At 38.2% G+C, this 16,218-nt stretch carries 16 protein-coding genes; 11 read left to right on the forward strand and 5 right to left on the reverse strand.

What is annotated here, in order from left to right:
- The first annotated feature begins 21 nt into the window (after positions 1-21).
- The 3 genes from PLANO_RS04310 to PLANO_RS04320 all read left to right on the forward strand — a co-directional run bounded on the left by PLANO_RS04310 (position 22) and on the right by PLANO_RS04320 (position 3,670).
- Positions 22-1,089 carry a phosphotransferase family protein gene (locus tag PLANO_RS04310; RefSeq protein WP_038703273.1) on the forward strand — a complete coding sequence of 356 codons (1,068 nt, stop codon included), beginning with the start codon at positions 22-24 and terminating at the stop codon, positions 1,087-1,089.
- 194 nt (positions 1,090-1,283) lie between these two features.
- The gene (locus PLANO_RS04315; RefSeq protein ID WP_038703274.1) at positions 1,284-2,582 is read left to right on the forward strand and encodes a DUF2254 domain-containing protein; all 1,299 of its coding nucleotides are present in this window, start codon (positions 1,284-1,286) and stop codon (positions 2,580-2,582) included.
- A gap of 35 nt (positions 2,583-2,617) precedes the next feature.
- Positions 2,618-3,670, forward strand: a complete 1,053-nt coding sequence (locus tag PLANO_RS04320) for a mechanosensitive ion channel family protein (protein WP_038703275.1) — start codon at positions 2,618-2,620, stop codon at positions 3,668-3,670.
- Between the two features lie 44 nt (positions 3,671-3,714).
- Here the strand turns inward: PLANO_RS04320 and PLANO_RS04325 are convergent, their stop codons facing one another.
- Positions 3,715-4,602 carry a cation diffusion facilitator family transporter gene (locus tag PLANO_RS04325; RefSeq protein ID WP_038703276.1) on the reverse strand — a complete coding sequence of 296 codons (888 nt, stop codon included), beginning with the start codon at positions 4,600-4,602 and terminating at the stop codon, positions 3,715-3,717.
- A 333-nt stretch (positions 4,603-4,935) separates the two neighbouring features.
- Here PLANO_RS04325 and chrA point away from each other — a divergent pair, with 333 nt between their 5' ends.
- The 3 genes from chrA to kynB are packed head-to-tail and all read left to right on the forward strand — an operon-like array spanning position 4,936 to position 8,001.
- Entirely contained in the window at positions 4,936-6,108 is a 1,173-nt protein-coding gene (chrA, locus tag PLANO_RS04330; protein WP_038703277.1) for a chromate efflux transporter, read from the forward strand.
- An 18-nt stretch (positions 6,109-6,126) separates the two neighbouring features.
- Positions 6,127-7,377 (forward strand): kynureninase, encoded by a 1,251-nt coding sequence (kynU, locus tag PLANO_RS04335; protein WP_038703278.1) that lies wholly within the window; start codon positions 6,127-6,129, stop codon positions 7,375-7,377.
- Positions 7,378-8,001 (forward strand): arylformamidase, encoded by a 624-nt coding sequence (gene kynB / locus PLANO_RS04340; protein WP_231554754.1) that lies wholly within the window; start codon positions 7,378-7,380, stop codon positions 7,999-8,001.
- A 67-nt stretch (positions 8,002-8,068) separates the two neighbouring features.
- Here the strand turns inward: kynB and PLANO_RS04345 are convergent, their stop codons facing one another.
- Positions 8,069-8,512: an arsenate-mycothiol transferase ArsC gene (locus PLANO_RS04345; protein WP_038703279.1), complete on the reverse strand. Its 444-nt coding sequence runs from the start codon at positions 8,510-8,512 to the stop codon at positions 8,069-8,071.
- Positions 8,513-8,679: 167 nt separating this feature from the next.
- A complete protein-coding gene (locus PLANO_RS04350; RefSeq protein ID WP_038703280.1) occupies positions 8,680-9,198 on the reverse strand; it encodes a universal stress protein in 519 nt (172 codons plus the stop codon).
- 410 nt (positions 9,199-9,608) lie between these two features.
- Here PLANO_RS04350 and PLANO_RS04355 point away from each other — a divergent pair, with 410 nt between their 5' ends.
- Together PLANO_RS04355 and PLANO_RS04360 are read left to right on the forward strand one after the other, a co-directional pair.
- Positions 9,609-11,345 (forward strand): ABC transporter ATP-binding protein, encoded by a 1,737-nt coding sequence (locus PLANO_RS04355; protein ID WP_038703281.1) that lies wholly within the window; start codon positions 9,609-9,611, stop codon positions 11,343-11,345.
- A gap of 2 nt (positions 11,346-11,347) precedes the next feature.
- Positions 11,348-13,102 carry an ABC transporter ATP-binding protein gene (locus PLANO_RS04360; protein WP_038703282.1) on the forward strand — a complete coding sequence of 585 codons (1,755 nt, stop codon included), beginning with the start codon at positions 11,348-11,350 and terminating at the stop codon, positions 13,100-13,102.
- Positions 13,103-13,208: 106 nt separating this feature from the next.
- Here PLANO_RS04360 and PLANO_RS04365 read toward each other — a convergent pair whose 3' ends face one another.
- A complete protein-coding gene (locus PLANO_RS04365; protein WP_038703283.1) occupies positions 13,209-13,412 on the reverse strand; it encodes a YheE family protein in 204 nt (67 codons plus the stop codon).
- Between the two features lie 81 nt (positions 13,413-13,493).
- Between PLANO_RS04365 and PLANO_RS04370 the strand changes: the two genes are divergently transcribed.
- The 3 genes from PLANO_RS04370 to PLANO_RS04380 all read left to right on the forward strand — a co-directional run bounded on the left by PLANO_RS04370 (position 13,494) and on the right by PLANO_RS04380 (position 15,874).
- On the forward strand, positions 13,494-14,636 hold the full coding sequence (locus tag PLANO_RS04370; RefSeq protein WP_052124282.1) for a DUF445 domain-containing protein: 1,143 nt from the start codon (positions 13,494-13,496) through the stop codon (positions 14,634-14,636).
- 21 nt (positions 14,637-14,657) lie between these two features.
- On the forward strand, positions 14,658-15,005 hold the full coding sequence (locus tag PLANO_RS04375; protein ID WP_038703284.1) for a YlbF family regulator: 348 nt from the start codon (positions 14,658-14,660) through the stop codon (positions 15,003-15,005).
- A gap of 89 nt (positions 15,006-15,094) precedes the next feature.
- Positions 15,095-15,874 carry an enoyl-CoA hydratase gene (locus PLANO_RS04380; RefSeq protein WP_038703285.1) on the forward strand — a complete coding sequence of 260 codons (780 nt, stop codon included), beginning with the start codon at positions 15,095-15,097 and terminating at the stop codon, positions 15,872-15,874.
- A 38-nt stretch (positions 15,875-15,912) separates the two neighbouring features.
- On the opposite strand, the gene PLANO_RS04385 is transcribed toward PLANO_RS04380, so the two are convergent.
- The gene (locus tag PLANO_RS04385; protein ID WP_038703286.1) at positions 15,913-16,098 is read right to left on the reverse strand and encodes a YhzD family protein; all 186 of its coding nucleotides are present in this window, start codon (positions 16,096-16,098) and stop codon (positions 15,913-15,915) included.
- Positions 16,099-16,218 lie beyond the last annotated feature (120 nt).

A 16,218-nucleotide genomic window follows, 5' to 3' on the forward strand; every position in this document is an offset into this window, starting at 1 on the left:
GATATTAGAAGAGGTGAAACAATGGAGAAACACCAAAATGGGATTATTTCAGTAAGAGCAGGAGAAGAACTCAATAAACAACGTCTTGAGCAATTTTTACGCCAGGAAATAAATGGGTTACCAAAAGAACAGCTCGTAGTTCGCCAATTTGGAACAGGACATTCAAATTTAACGTACGCATTACAAATAGGGGATTGGGATGCCGTTCTAAGAAGACCGCCACTTGGACCTGTTGCACCTAGAGCACATGATATGGAACGTGAATACAAAATTTTATCTGCTTTGCATCCGCTTTTTAACACAGCTCCAAAACCTTTTGTTTTTTCTGACGATCTATCAATTGTTGGAAGTCCTTTTTTTGTGATGGAGAGGCGATATGGTTTTGTATTGGATAGCGATTTTCCTGAAGGAGTAAACCCAACTCCAGAGTTAGGACGCAAAATTTCAGAGAAAATGGTCGAATTGCTAGTTGAACTCCATTCACTCGACTATCAAAAAACTGATTTAGCAGATATGGCAAAACCACAAGGCTTTATGCAGCGACAAGTTGAAGGGTGGATTGGTCGCTATGAACGTGCGCAAACAGATCAACTTACAGGAGTAAAACAATTAATGGAATGGCTGCAAGGCAATATCCCAATATCACAAGAACCAGCAATCATACATTATGATTTTAAATTGAATAATGCCTTGTTTTCAGCAGATTTTTCAGAAATAACTGGGCTGTTTGATTGGGAAATGACCACAGTTGGGGATCCATTAGCAGACTTAGGAGCGGCTATGAGTTATTGGATTCAGTCTGATGATCCAAAGCTTTTAAAAGAGGGCTTAGGGAAGGCACCCGTTACAGTAATGGATGGCTTTTACAGTCGGGAAGAATTTATCGCAAGTTACAGTGAAAAAAGTGGACGAGATGTATCGGATATGAATTTCTATTTAACGTTTGCTTATTTCAAGTTGGCGGTAATTGTTCAGCAAATTTATTATCGTTATAAAAAAGGACAGACACAAGATCCAAGATTCGCACATTTTGATCAATATGTAGCGAGTTTGATGGCACATGCATTATCTACTGCACTAAAAGGATGATGTATATGTGTAACTACTGTGATTACAAAGACACAAGAAAACTGTCGTTATAATAATATTCCATTATCATATATAAATTGTATTCCTAGATTAAATGTGTAAAAAGTACCACTTAACAACCGGGTTTTAGTTTGTTGAGTGGTCTTTGAGGGAAAAGAACGACATAGATGTTGACAAGGAGGGGGAACAAATAAATGCAAAAACTAACAATATGGCTGAAAGAAAAACTATGGATTACTCCGGCAATTTACATCGCGATTTCCATCTTACTATCAATAGCTTTTTACTATGTCGATCTACTATATATGGGAAAATTAAAGGCATTTATCCCATCAATTTTTCTAACAAATGTTGATTTAGCTAAAACCATCATGGGAAGTTTATCAGGTGCTTTGTTAACGATGACCATCTTTACTTTTTCAACAATTCTTGTTGTACTGACGATGTACTCATCTCAATTTTCACCAAGAACATTGAAGAATTTTGTGCATGATAAGGTTATTTGGCGGGTATTAGGGATTTTTCTTAGTGGTTTTATTTACAATACTTTATCATTGCTATTTATGAGAGAAGACTTGTATAAAACGGACGTGATTACACCGTTTGTTGGGATTGTAATCGCTTTTTTCTGTCTATCTACTTTTGCCTATTTTATCCATTATATTGCAACAAATGTTCAAGTTGGGCAATTAGTTAACCAGTTGATTGCAGATGCAGAAAAAGCTATTTCTAGACTAAAGAACTTGCAAGAAGAAGAAGAAGCGACTACAGAAGAAACTGCTTGGCATCCTATTGGTATTAAAGAAACGCATCGAGCTGAACAAGAAGGCTATGTTCACTATATTTCATTTGATCGATTAGTGGATTATGCGAAAGAACAGGAACTAAAAATTGAAATTCTTGTAAATCCTGGTGACTATATTTATGAAGGAAAGGAAATTTTCCATATTCATAAAGTTGGTGAAGCAGAACTAGCCGTTGGTAAATTTTACTCGCTGGGAAATTCTAGAACTTCAGAGCAGGATTTGGATTTTGCTATTCAAAAAATGGTCGAAGTAGCGCTTCGTGCGATATCTCCAGGAATTAACGATCCAAATACAGCAAACGATATCATTATCCGGTTAGGGCGGCTGCTCGGTCAATTGGGCTGTTTGAAAACGGGCACGATTTTGTTAGGAGACAAACATGTACTGTATCGTTTTCCTTCATATAGAAAAGCGTTGTATAAAACGTTTTATCAGTTATCCCATTATGGGAAAGAAGATATTTCAGTTTTAATCTCTATTTTAGAATCACTAAAAGTTGCAGCAGAAGTAGTTCCTAAGCGGCACTATATAGAGCTTTGGGAAATTCACAGTTACGTTTTAGAAGGTGTAGATGTTCCAGGGTTAAAAGCATTTGATCAAGAAGCGCTTCAAGAAAAAATTGATTTATTGGCGTTGGCCACAGACCAACATTCGTATAATTTGCGCTTAGTAGAAGGAGATGCCTAGCTTCTTGAGCTACTTAGCTGAAAAGGAGGTATTCTATGCAGGATAATCAGTTGTTTGAAGGGGTTGGTTTTCTAAAGGAAATATCCGTTTCAGATTTTTTGCTGTTTTTTGTTTATTTGGCCATCATATTTGTTGTGAAGTTTATAGTTTTAATGCTGTTGAGAAAGCTGATATCTTCAAAAGATTTCAAAACGCGCATTTATCCGGTAATTGAGGATATTTCAAATTGGCTTGTGCTTTATGGGAGCATACTATTCTTTGTGTTTTATTTTTCTAAAGAAAAGTGGTTAACTTTTGCTTTTTACGAAACAGAAGGCGTGGAAATATCCGTATTGCTTATTATTGTCGCCGTGTTGATTGTGACTTTTGCAAGCCGTATCACAAAAGCACTTACTCGTTATGTCATGCCTTTTGTTTACGAGCAATTTGATGTTGATATTGGAATGAGCTATACCATCAATCGGTTATTGTATTATTTGGTCATGTTTCTGGCTTTGGCTATCAGTTTTACAACAGTCGGGTTAGATTTAACAGCACTAGGTGTTGTTTTTAGTGTTCTTGGTATCGGTATCGGATTTGGTGTCCGCAATATCGCCGCCAACTTTGTATCAGGGATTATCATCTTATTTGAGCGGCCGATGGAAGTTGGTGAAATGGTAGAAATCGATGGGAAAATCGGACGCATCACGAAAATTAAATTAAGATCGACGGTGATTGAGACATTGAAAGAAGGGACACTCGTTGTGCCGAATCAATATTTTATCGAGCAGATCGTTAGAAATCGTTCAAGCGCTCAATTGTATGCAAGAGTCATGGTTAGTGTACAATATGGCAGTGATACGAAGAAAATTGAAAGACTTTTAAACGAATCAGCGTTAAAGACAATAAGTTTAATGGAAGAAATTCCAGAGAAAAATGTAGAAGTTCAATTTATTGATTTTCGAAATTCAGCCTTAGATTTTCAAGTGGAGGTACAAGTTGTCGATGTAGAAATGAAAGAAAATCTTGAAAGCCGCATTCGTCATGCTATTGCGGAAGCTTTTGTCCAAAATAATGTGAAATTAGCTGAAGAAACCTTGGAGAAATAGCAAAAGGCGATGGTAGTTACCATCGCCTTTTGCTATTTTATTTATTACTCTGGACTATCAGTATACGAGGAGTCTGGTTCAATGTGGACGAGAATTACGCAGCTCGGCTTTACCTTTTGTATTTTCTTCTCGATTTCTTCGGTAATCCAATGACTTTCAACTACGTTTAAATTGGGTGCAACGCTAACTGTTAAATCAATAAACATAACATTGCCATGATTGCGTCCTTTAAAATCGCGCAACGTAATAACTCCAGGAACTTTACGAACTAGAACAGATAAAGTTTCGACTTCGTCTTCGTCAAAGCCATCTGTTAAAGTCATAACAGATTCTTTGAAAATATCCAATGCAGTTTTAATAATGATCAAGCCTATTATAAAAGCTGTAACAACATCTAGTATGGGTGCACCAAAGATTGCACCAATAATCCCAATACCAGCACCTACACTAACGAGCGCATCGGAACGATTATCGTAGGCAGCGGCACGGACAGCTGAACTTTTGATCTCTTTACTAAGTTTCAAATTATAACGATAAACAGCGTACATAATAATTGCAGAGAAAAAAGAAACCCAAGCAGTAATTAGTGAAGGCGTTTCAGCAACGGGTTCAAAAATTGAACGAAATGCATTTGTTATCACCTGTAAGCCAATGACGGCCATAATGAAAGAAGCTAAAAGTGAGGCGATAGTTTCGGCACGCAAATGACCATAATGATGATTTTCATCAGGAGGCTTTTGGGAAATTTTTAGTCCAACTAAAACGGCAATAGATGCGAGAATATCAGTCAAGTTATTAAATCCATCCGCCTTTAACGCTTCAGAAGAGCCCCCAAAACCAAAGGCTAACTTTATTGAACTGAGAAAAATATAGGCACCAATGCTGATCCAAGCACCTTTTTCCCCTTTGCGTAAGTTTGTATACAGGTCCATAATGTTTCCCACCTCCAAGTCGCTGAAACAAAGTGAAACGACCCTCTCATGAGGGTCGTTTCACTAATATTATTTATAGTTAAGTTATTGAAATATCAAATTTAAAATAGCAAACCTCATACATAATGCATAAAATCTGGATATATATTCGGTAGATAAAATGATCCAATAGATTTAAAATTGCTCTTTTATTAGTATCAATCTCTTTTAGAGTGTTGTCAACAATGAAGAAGTTTTCGAAGTATTCGTATTAAATTTTACACAATTTTAATGTTGAAACATATAAGTGAAAGGTTATGCTTATAGGTAATGAGTTTTATAAAGGAGAGGGCTATGACTAAAAAAAGTAATTATATCGAAATTTTAAAGGCTTCTACAAAACTAGGTTTGACGTCTTTTGGAGGACCGGCTGCCCATATTGGGTATTTTAGAGATGAATACGTAACAAAAAGAAAGTGGCTAGATGATAAAGCTTACGCAGATATTGTAGCGCTATGCCAATTTCTTCCGGGACCGGCGAGTTCTCAAGTTGGGATTTCGATTGGCATGTTACGTGGTGGCATAGTCGGCGGTTTTTTATCTTGGTTTGGTTTTACGATGCCGTCTGTTATTTTGCTATTATTATTCGCACTTATTGTTACTAATGGTAATTTTGATAGTGGTTGGATTCAAGGATTAAAAATTGTTGCAGTTGCAGTTGTGGCACATGCTTTGTTGGGGATGGGAAAAAGTTTAGCACCGGATCGTCAGCGTATTGCGATAGCAGTAGGAGCTGCAATCTTAATTTTATTAATACCTACGACTTGGGGTCAAATTGGGGTAATTATCTTATCCGGTATTCTTGGCTATTTGATTTATCGAAAAGAAGATGCACCTAAACCTGTAAACTTAGTACTAAGTTTTGGCAAAAAAACAGGAATGGCCGCTTGGGCAGTTTTTGCTACGTTGTTAATTGGGCTGCCACTTGTGCGTCCATTTATAGAGTCTACGTCTTTTGCTATTTTTGACGTGTTTTATCGAGTAGGTTCAATTGTTTTCGGCGGTGGGCATGTTGTGTTACCGATGTTAGAGAGAGAAATCGTGCCTAACTGGATGACTGCAGATAGCTTTATCGCAGGTTATGGAGCGGCTCAAGCTGTTCCTGGTCCATTATTTACTTTAGCTGGATATCTAGGTCAATTAATGAATGGTGGATGGGGCGTACTTATTGCTGTCGTTGCAATGTTTTTACCATCCTTTTTATTAATTATAGGTACGCTGCCTTTTTGGAGCATCATTCGTACAAAGTCTGGGGTCCAAGCAGCATTAAAAGGAGTTAATGCAAGTGTCGTTGGAATATTACTAGCAGCCTTATACGACCCTGTTTTTACGTCGGGAATTCGTGGACCTGTCGATTTTGCAATTGCGATAACTGCCTTTACAATGTTAGTCTATTTTAAACTAGCTCCTTGGCTTGTTGTGTTAATGACGACGATTCTTGGCGCATTCGCTTATGCGGTTTTATAACTAAGGGGGATGGATTGAATGACGAGTAAACAATTGGATCAACAAGATGTGCTGGCAAAATACAAACAAGAGTTTTTTGTGGAAAAAGAGACCGTTTATATGGACGGAAATTCTCTTGGGTTAATGTCTAAACGGTCTGAAGCAAAACTACATAGCTTAATGGACAGTTGGAAAACTTTTGGGATAGATGGTTGGACTGAAGGAGAACATCCGTGGTTTACATTAGCAGAAGAAATGAGCGCTCGAATTGCTCCGATAGTAGGTGCTAGGGCGCATGAAGTGATGGTGACAGGATCGATTACTTCTAACATCCATCAAATGCTATCCACATTATTTCAACCGACGTCTGATCGTTTTTCAATTCTTGTCGATGAGTTGAATTTTCCATCAGATATTTATGCGGTAGAAAGTCATCTTCGCCTGCGCGGATTAGAACCAGCTAAAGCAATGAAAAAAATTGCTAGTCGTGATGGTTATACACTTGAATTAGAAGATATTATTGAACAATTAACTGACGACGTAGCTGTATTATTATTGCCATCAGTTTTGTATAGAAGTGGTCAACTCTTACAAATTAAAGACATTACCGAGGCTGCGCATCAAAAAGGCATTTTGGTCGGTTTTGACTTAGCGCACTCGATTGGTGCCATGCCACATCAACTGCACGATGACGGAGTGGATTTTGCCGTATGGTGTCATTATAAGTACATGAATTCAGGTCCAGGAGGAACAGGCGGACTGTATATTCATGAACGTCATCATAATTTGCTGCCAGGCAATGCTGGTTGGTTTGGTTCTGATAAATCACGTCAATTTGATATGGATCATGAATTCTCGAAAGCACCAGGAGCAGGAGCTTATCAAATCGGTACGCCACATATTTTTAGTATGGCACCTTTACTTGGAAGTTTAGAATTATTCGAGGAAGCGGGAATTAGCGCTGTTCGTCAAAAATCGCTTCAACTGACATCGCTATTACGACAATTGGTTGCTAAACAAATTCCAGAGTTAAATGATGTAACGCCGATAGATGATAAAAGTCGGGGCGGACATATTGCATTTGCACACCCAGAAGCTGCACGGATTTGTAAAGCGTTAAAAGAAGCAAAAATTGTTCCGGATTTTCGAGCTCCCAATATTATTCGACTAGCGCCAATTGCTTTTTATACATCTTTTAGCGACGTAGAAAAAGTTGCCAACACGCTTCAAGAGATCATGGAAAATGAAACGTATAAAAACTTTAGCAATGAACGAAATGTGGTGGCATAAGTGAATCACAAGACCATTATCGATATTTCGATGGAGTTAAACAGTTATACACCTGAATGGCCAGGAGATACTCCGTTCGACTACGAACTATCTGTGACAATAGAGCAAAGTGGATCAGTTAATATTGGGAAGCTGCAAACTAGCACACATATAGGTACGCATATCGATGCTCCTTTTCATTATAATGATCAAGGACTTAAGACGCACGAGCTACCGCTAGATGTTTACTTAACTCAAGCGCAAGTAATGGATGTTAGCGGTTTAGAAAAAATTGAGATTCTGAATTTAAAACCGCTCGAAAAGAATGTTGAAGCCGTGTTACTGAAAACAGTTTCTTGGCAAGATCGCAACAAATTCCCTGAGAAATGGCCTGTTTTTGATGAGTCGATTGCTAAATGGATGACTGATAATGGAATCAGATTGCTCGGGGTAGACGTGCCATCTGTTGATCCTGAAACAAGTAAAGAGTTGCCAATGCACCAAGCGATGAATCAATACCAACGATTTATATTAGAAGGTATCGTATTGGATGATGTCTCAGAAGGCGTTTACCAATTAGTGGCATTGCCGTTAAAGATAAAAGATGGAGAAGGTAGTCCAGTACGGGCAATTCTTTATAAGTGAAAATACCTAGTCTAGTAAATATTTTCAAAGACAAATAAAACCTTCACCTGTTTTTCAGGTGAAGGTTTTATACGTAGTCTGCACGGAAGTAAGGTTCCATGTCCTTGATATTCATAGCAATTTCATCGCAAATTTCTTGATAAAGCGCCCATTGTTCCGTACTATCATTAGTTCGTAATTCTGGATTACGGATATTCCAACGCAGTAATTTTTGGCTTGGCAAGTCTGATGGAATATCGCCATCTTCTAATTCACCGTCATGTAACGCGATGATTAAATCTGCATCGCCTACCTCCTGCGGATTATACGAGCGTGCTTCAACTGTAGGTAAATCCAAAATAATTTCTTTCATTATCTCCAAAGGCATCTCGTTGAAATCGGATTGAGAATCCTGCGTCCAAGCGGCACTACGTATCTCCCAATCAGGAAGCATTAGTCGATTAGCCCAAATTTCAGCCATCAATCCACGATGTTGATGTGATGAGATAAAGTATACTGTTTGTCTTGACATGGGAAATCCCTTCTTCCTATAATCAAACCGTTTCTTCTATTAGTAATGTTTACCCACTGTCAACAAAATAAAACTAGTAAATTTGTGACGGAATTGTGAATTTCGCTCATTGTGTGTAAAATCCGGAGATGCAGACTTCAGTACACTAGTCTGCAACTCCGGATTTTTTATTTCACTACTAATATTGAGCACGAAGAATCTTGAATTAGTTTTTTACTAACAGATCCAATAAAGAATTTTTGCAAACCTGATTTACCACTATTGCCGATAATCAGTAAATCGATATTTTGTTCTTCGATAAAAGCTGTAATCGTTTTGGCTGCATGTCCTTCTAAAGCAAGTACAGAAGCTTTTGAGTTATGAGTATCGAGCTGTCTTTGGATGGATTGCTGAACATGCTTCGAATATTCGGCTGCTGCACCGTCGTAGTTTTTTTCGTGAGAAATCTTTTCATCCCCAATTCCGTAAGGCATATACTGTGCATAATTGCTATCGACATTTGCTGATACAATAGGGGCTGAAGCACTGCCTGCATCCATATATCCAACACTTTCCCGATAATCTTCGTTAACATAAATAACTGAAAGTTTGGCATCTGGTAAAACTTTTGTTAGTTCAATTGCTTTATCAAAAGCCATTCTGCTGCCATCAGATCCATCATAAGCCATTGCGATATTTGTAAACATCCCTTTCACCTCATCTAAAATACTATTAGTTATAAATTACCCTCCAAGCCTAAAATAAAACCTCTGTTATTCTTTAAGAGAAATATTTTCAAAAAATGTTGACAATTCAAAATAGTTTTTGATATTCTAATATTAACTAATAAATGGGAATGGAGGTAATGATGATGGAAAAAATGGGAATGAACATTCAAACCAATTTTATATCAACATCAGACCTTCCTATATTTTTTCTCTGACTTTATTTCGAGAATAGAAATATTCAGGACAAGTCTGTAAAATTGTCCTGTTTTCATGAGCGTGCGCCCATAAACTAGGCGCGCGTTTTTTTTTATGTTTATTCTAAAAAATAAAGTCGATAGAAAAACTAACTAGGAAATAAAGTTTAGGGAAGTAGAAAGCAGGTGGAAGCAATGTTTGACGTATTATGGAAATTAAAATGGTTTTTTAAAGAAAATTGGATTCGTTATGCGACGGCAGTAGTTTTATTATTTGTTGCAAATATTTTAGAAATTATTCCGCCTTGGCTTATTGGTAAGGCGATCGATTCAATTGCGCAAGGACAATTAACTTCGTCTTTAATGTGGCAGTATATAATCGTTCTTGGTATTGCACTTGTACTAGCATATTTGATCAACTTTGTTTGGCAATATCAGTTGTTTGGAGGCGCGTATGTAATCGAACGTCAACTTCGTTCTAGTTTGATGGGGCAATTTTTAAAAATGTCTCCAACTTTTTACGAGAAAAACCGGACAGGCGATCTGATGGCGCGTTCAACTAATGACTTAAAGGCCATTTCAGAAACAGCTGGATTTGGTATTTTAACGTTAATCGATTCTACCTTGTATATGGCAACAATCATCGTAGCAATGGGAGTGCTTGTTTCGTGGGAATTGACTTTCTTTGCGATGTTGCCATTGCCCATACTAGCAATTATTGTTCAAGTGTTAGGTAGGAAAATTCATATGCGTTATATGGAAGCACAAGAAGCATTCGGCGATTTAAATGATAGCGTATTAGAATCAGTGGGCGGCGTACGAGTCATCCGAGCTTATGTTCAAGAGCGAGCCTCAGAAAGAAATTTTGCAGAAATGACTGATGATGTTTTCGAAAAAAACATGGCAGTAGAACGAATAGATGCACTTTTTGCACCAGTAACTAAAGTACTGACATCGCTCAGTTACATGATTGGACTTGGCTATGGTGCATTTTTAGTTGCGGACGGCAAAATGACATTAGGCGATTTAGTCGCTTTCAATGTATATTTGGGCATGATTGTTTGGCCAATGTTTGCTATCGGTGAAATGATTAATATTTTGCAGCGCGGCAATGCATCAATAGATCGCGTCAATAAAACTTTAGATTACCCTGAAGATGTGACAGATCCAGAAAAGCCAATCGTGTCTGGGCAACTTGAGAAAATTGGCTTTAAAGACTTTAACTTTACTTATCCACAATCGAGTTCAATCAATCTTCAAGGGATCAACTTGTCTATGAACAGTGGTCAAACCTTAGGTGTTGTCGGGAAGACCGGTAGCGGGAAAACTACCTTCATTAAGCAATTAATGAGAGAGTACCCAGCTGGTGACGGCTCAATTTTAATAAACGGTATTGAGTTAAAAAAATTAACAAAAGATCAATTACGCAGTTGGATTGGTTATGTACCACAAGACCATGTATTGTTTTCAAGGACAATTCGGGAAAATATTTTATTTGGTAAATCTACTGCTAGTGAAGAAGAGTTAATCGAAGCGCTACGTTTGTCTTATTTTGAAAAAGACTTAGCATTGTTACCAAGTGGGCTTGAAACGCTTGTTGGTGAAAAAGGAGTGGCACTTTCAGGTGGTCAAAAGCAGCGGATTTCGATTGCGCGCGCATTGATTAAAAATCCAGAAATTTTGATCTTAGATGATTCGTTATCAGCAGTCGATGCAAAAACTGAGGCGAAGATTATTGAAAACATCCAAGCAGAACGTGCTGGAAAAACAACAATTATTACAACGCATCGATTGTCAGCGGTCAAACATGCTGATTGGATTGTTGTGTTGGACGACGGCAAAATTATAGAAGAAGGAACTCATGATGGTTTGCTAGAGAAAAACGGGTGGTATAACGAACAATTCCTCCGTCAGCAAATCGAGGAGGTGTAAGCATGGGAACAGGAAAACGATTGCTAGAATACGCATTAAATTTTAAAAAAGTATTAATAACCGGGTTAATCATGTTAGCTATCGCGGTGGCTGCCGATTTAGCAGCTCCGTTAATAGCTAAAGAAATTATTGACAATCATATAGCGATATCGGGAAATGCAGTAGACTTTGAACCGATTGCTTATTTATTAACTTTGTTTTTCATATTGGCCATCATTACAGCAATTTTTCGCTATTGGCAGTCTGTTTTTTTGCAGCGAGGAGCCAATGGCATTATTCGCAAAATGCGAAACGACGTTTACGAACATACACAAACTTTGCCAATACGTTATTTCGATAATTTACCAGCAGGCAAAGTGGTTGCACGCATTACGAATGATACTGAAGCAATCCGAGATTTGTTTGTAACTGTACTATCGCAGTTTGCCACTAGCTTTATGTATATGGGTGGAATTTTTATCGCGCTGTTTTATCTCGACTGGAAAATGGCTGCAATGACACTTGTGCTGATTCCACTGTTATACATTTGGATGTTGGTTTACCGAAAGTATGCAGCTCGCTACAACCACATTGTTCGTGAAAAAGTCAGTGAAATGAATGCCATGATAAATGAGTCGATTCAAGGAATGACGATTATTCAAGCATTCCGACGTGAACGCAAAATGAAGGATGAGTTTGAACAACTAAATGATGAGCATTATAAATACCAGAAAAAATTGCTCATACTCGAAGGCGCAGCTTCTTACAATTTGGTTGGTGTACTACGTTCGATGACATTTATTCTTTTTGTTTGGTATTTTGGGAGTGCATCGATATCAGGAGGTACGGTTGTTACAGTTGGTGTGCTGTATGCGTTTGTTGACTATATTATTCGTTTGTTTAATCCAATTAGCGGGATCGTCAATCAGTTTGGACGATTAGAGCAAGCACTAGTAGCAGCAGAAAGAGTATTTAACTTGCTAGATCAACAAGGAGAACCTGTCGTTGATCAAAAAATAACGCGCTATCAAGGCAATGTGAGTTTTGAGAAAGTGTGGTTTGCTTATAAAGAAAAAGAATATGTGTTAAAAGACATTTCCTTTACAGCAAAACAAGGAGAAACAGTAGCATTGGTTGGTCATACGGGATCAGGAAAAAGTTCGATTATGAACTTGCTATTTCGCTTTTACGACGTAACAAAAGGCAATATTACGATTGATGGTGTGAATGTTAACGACATGCCGAGACAATCGGTTAGGGAGCATATGGGAATTGTTTTACAAGATCCTTATTTATTTAGCGGGACCATCGAATCCAATATCACGTTGGGTGATGAGCGAATTACGAGGGAAATGGTAATCGACGCCTTGTCTGCCGTCGGTGGCGAGCGTGTACTAAACCATTTACCAAAAGGAATAGATGAGCCGGTAGTGGAAAAAGGCAGCACATTATCTTCTGGGCAGCGTCAATTGGTATCATTTGCACGAGCATTGGCGTTTGACCCGGCAATTTTAATATTGGATGAAGCCACATCGAATATTGATACGGAAACAGAAGAGATTATCCAACACGCAATGAACGTATTGAAAAAAGGAAGAACAACGTTTATTATTGCACACCGTCTATCGACGATAAAAAATGCCGATCGTATTCTTGTGATGGAAAAAGGGGAAATCGCTGAGGCAGGTAGTCACGAAGAATTGATGAAGCTTGGCGGTACCTATTATCAAATGTATAAAATTCAATCAGGAATGTCTATTACCCAATCTATTGGGTAATAGGGCATTCTTTTTTTATGGGTGAAAGAAGCTATCACTGTTAAATTCAGCTAGCCTTCCTTATAATTAAAAGAGCGGAAAAAAAGCACTGGAACATTCCAGCGCTTTAATCGTATACATGGTAGAGCATGAGCTCATGTATCATTGTTTTAATGGTTTCTTCGTCTTGAGGAGTCTTAGACTTCCAAACGATGCTGCCATCGGGATGGTATTCTCCTGCGATGCGTTCGTTTTTATAAAAGAAGGAAATATCCCACCCTGGTAGTTGATCATTTTCAAACATCGGCTTAAATTTAAAATGCTGAAGCATGTAAATCCTCCTTTGCGTTCTTCTTATCATTATAGGGGATTACAAGGAATAGACAAAGCAGAAAAGAAAAGAGTGACTAAAGTGAATATACTAGTAACGTTAATTTTTATGGCAATCGTTGGTGCGCTAATTGGTGGAGTAACCAATCACTTGGCGATTAAAATGCTCTTTTGGCCTTATGAGCCTAAATACATTGGGCAATGGCGAGTGCCGTTGACACCTGGACTTATACCAAAGCGACGTGACGAATTATCGCGACAACTTGGTAGGACCGTAGTTGAGCATTTATTAACACCAGAAACATTTAAAAAGCGATTTTTCAATCAGGAAATGCGGTCGAAATCCGAAAAATGGATTAACCGTCAGCTAAATAAGCATTTGTTTGATTCACCAAAAACATTTAATGATTGGCTGCAAGCAGCAGGTCAAATTGGAATGGACGAAAAAATTGAAGCTAAACTAGATGAACTTGTGGAACTTCAAAAAGAGTCTTTGCAAAACTATATCGCCGGTAAAACGATCCGTGAATTGATGCCAGACAATTGGAAAGCCGAAGCGGAGACGAAATTGTTTGAAGGTGTTCAATATGCATTAGATCAAGGAATTGGTTATTTTGAATCCTCACACGGTAGAGAAACAATCAAATCATTGCTGGATGAGTTTTTAGAATCACGTGGTCGTTTTGGTCATATGCTGCACTCCTTGCTCGGCGAATCAAAACCTTTGGTCGACCGTATTCAACCAGAAATCATTAAGTTTCTTAACTCTCCCAAAACCTTTGAACTAGTGGGAACGCTAGCGTATAGTGAATGGGATAAAGTTCAAGACCGCAGAGTCGATGAACTGTTAAAAGAGTTTGATTTTGAAACAGCAATTGGTTCAGTAAAACAATATGTTCGTGAAAAAGCGGCGATTTCTACGCGTTTAAACACAACACTTGCAGAGACTTGGCCTGGAGGGTTAGAATGGACAAGTGTCAATATTACGCCACTTGTCATAGACTTTGTCTTCGAACAAGGTGAGCATAAACTGGAAGAAACCATATTGAAGATCGATATGGAAGGTATGGTAAAAGAGCAAGTCGATTCTCTGCCGCTCAGCCGCCTAGAAGAACTGGTGCTTGGGATTTCACGGAGAGAATTTAAAATGATTACCGTATTGGGCGCATTTCTCGGAGGCTTTATTGGCGTCTTCCAAGGAATTATCGTCATGATACTAAACTAACATTAGAGGAGATGGATGAACATGACAGTAAACATTTATGACGACATTAACAAATTGGAAAGCACATTCCGTTCAACAGACGAGTTTAAGAAATTAGAGGAAGCTGTTGCACAAGTAACTGCGGACCAAGAAGCAAACGAATTGTTCAAGACTTTCCGTGATTTGCAAATCACGCTTCAGCAAAAACAAACACAAGGTGAAGAAATTACTGAAGAAGAAATGATGAATGCTCAAAGCACAGCACAAGAAGCTCAACAAAACGAAAAGATTTTAGCAATGTTAGAAGCTGAAATGGGCTTGAGCCAAATGATCGAAGAAGTAAACCGTGTCTTGATCAAACCTGTACAATCTTTATACGAAAGCATGTAATTTTACAAAAATAAAGGAATAATAAAGAGAGATGCCGAATACGTTAAAGATGAATTACAATTCATTTTTACGAAGGGGTGTCTCTTTTTATGTATGAAACAATCGAATTAACTAAGCGAGGGCGAATTGGCGAGTTGCTTTTAAATCGTCCAAACTCAATGAATGCCATGAATGGAAAAATGATGAAAGAGTTGGCAGATTGCTTTGAGTCGCTACAGCAAGATAGTACGATACAAGTGCTAATCATTAGAGGCGAAGGAAGAGCATTTTCAGCGGGTGGGGACATTAAAGAAATGATGGATCCGGAAAACCCAATGGACATTGATTTGGTGATGAAGGATGTTAGTCGTTTGGCAAAAGCGTTGTACACATTGCCTCAAATTACGATTGCTGTCATTCATGGCGCATCAGCAGGCCTTGCTTTTAGCATGGCATTAGCATGCGATCATGTAATAGCTGAAGAAAATAGCAAATTAGCGATGAACTTTATCGGCATCGGTTTAGTGCCGGATGGCGGAGGACATTTCTTTATGAAAGAGCGTGTAGGAGTACCAAAAGCAAAACAAATCATTTGGGCTGGTCAAACTTTAAAAGCACACGATGCACTTTCAAAAGGCTTGATCGAAGAGGTAACAGCTGAAGGACGTGGACTAGAGCATGCTGAAATATATGCTGCAGTCACCATTGCGTCGCCACTAAAAGCTAAACTCGCAACTAAACATATTCTTCATCAAACAAAAGTTGATGAACTCGTGCAAGTATTAGAAATGGAAGCCGCTGCACAATCTGCAATGAGAAAATCAGCAGATCATTTAGAAGGTATTCAAGCTTTTGTCGAAAAAAGAAAGCCTGACTTTAAAGGGCAATAAAAAGCATGGCGGGAGTTTTCCGCCATGCTTTTGACTGTCTATGAATGAAAAAGTAGAAGTTTGCCAGCAGGTGATGCTAAACGGTGAGTGAGGTTAATCATTTCTTTTTCTTCTAGCATCGCCTGTCCCTTATCGCGTGCTTCTTCATCTGTTTCAGCGGTAAATGTTTCGTCCAATAGCTGTTTACCTGTCTTTTCAAATACAGTCAGTTTGTAAGTTCTCAAATTGAGTCAATCCTTTCTGAATGGATATTCATTTCAAGTATAAAGGGTTTCTTTTAAAAAGTCCTGTCATTTTGAAACATTTAAACAGATGTTTCGTAGTAGTAGAAAGAAAGGGGCGAA

The organism is Planococcus sp. PAMC 21323 (assembly GCF_000785555.1).
Taxonomy (GTDB): Bacteria; Bacillota; Bacilli; order Bacillales_A; family Planococcaceae; genus Planococcus.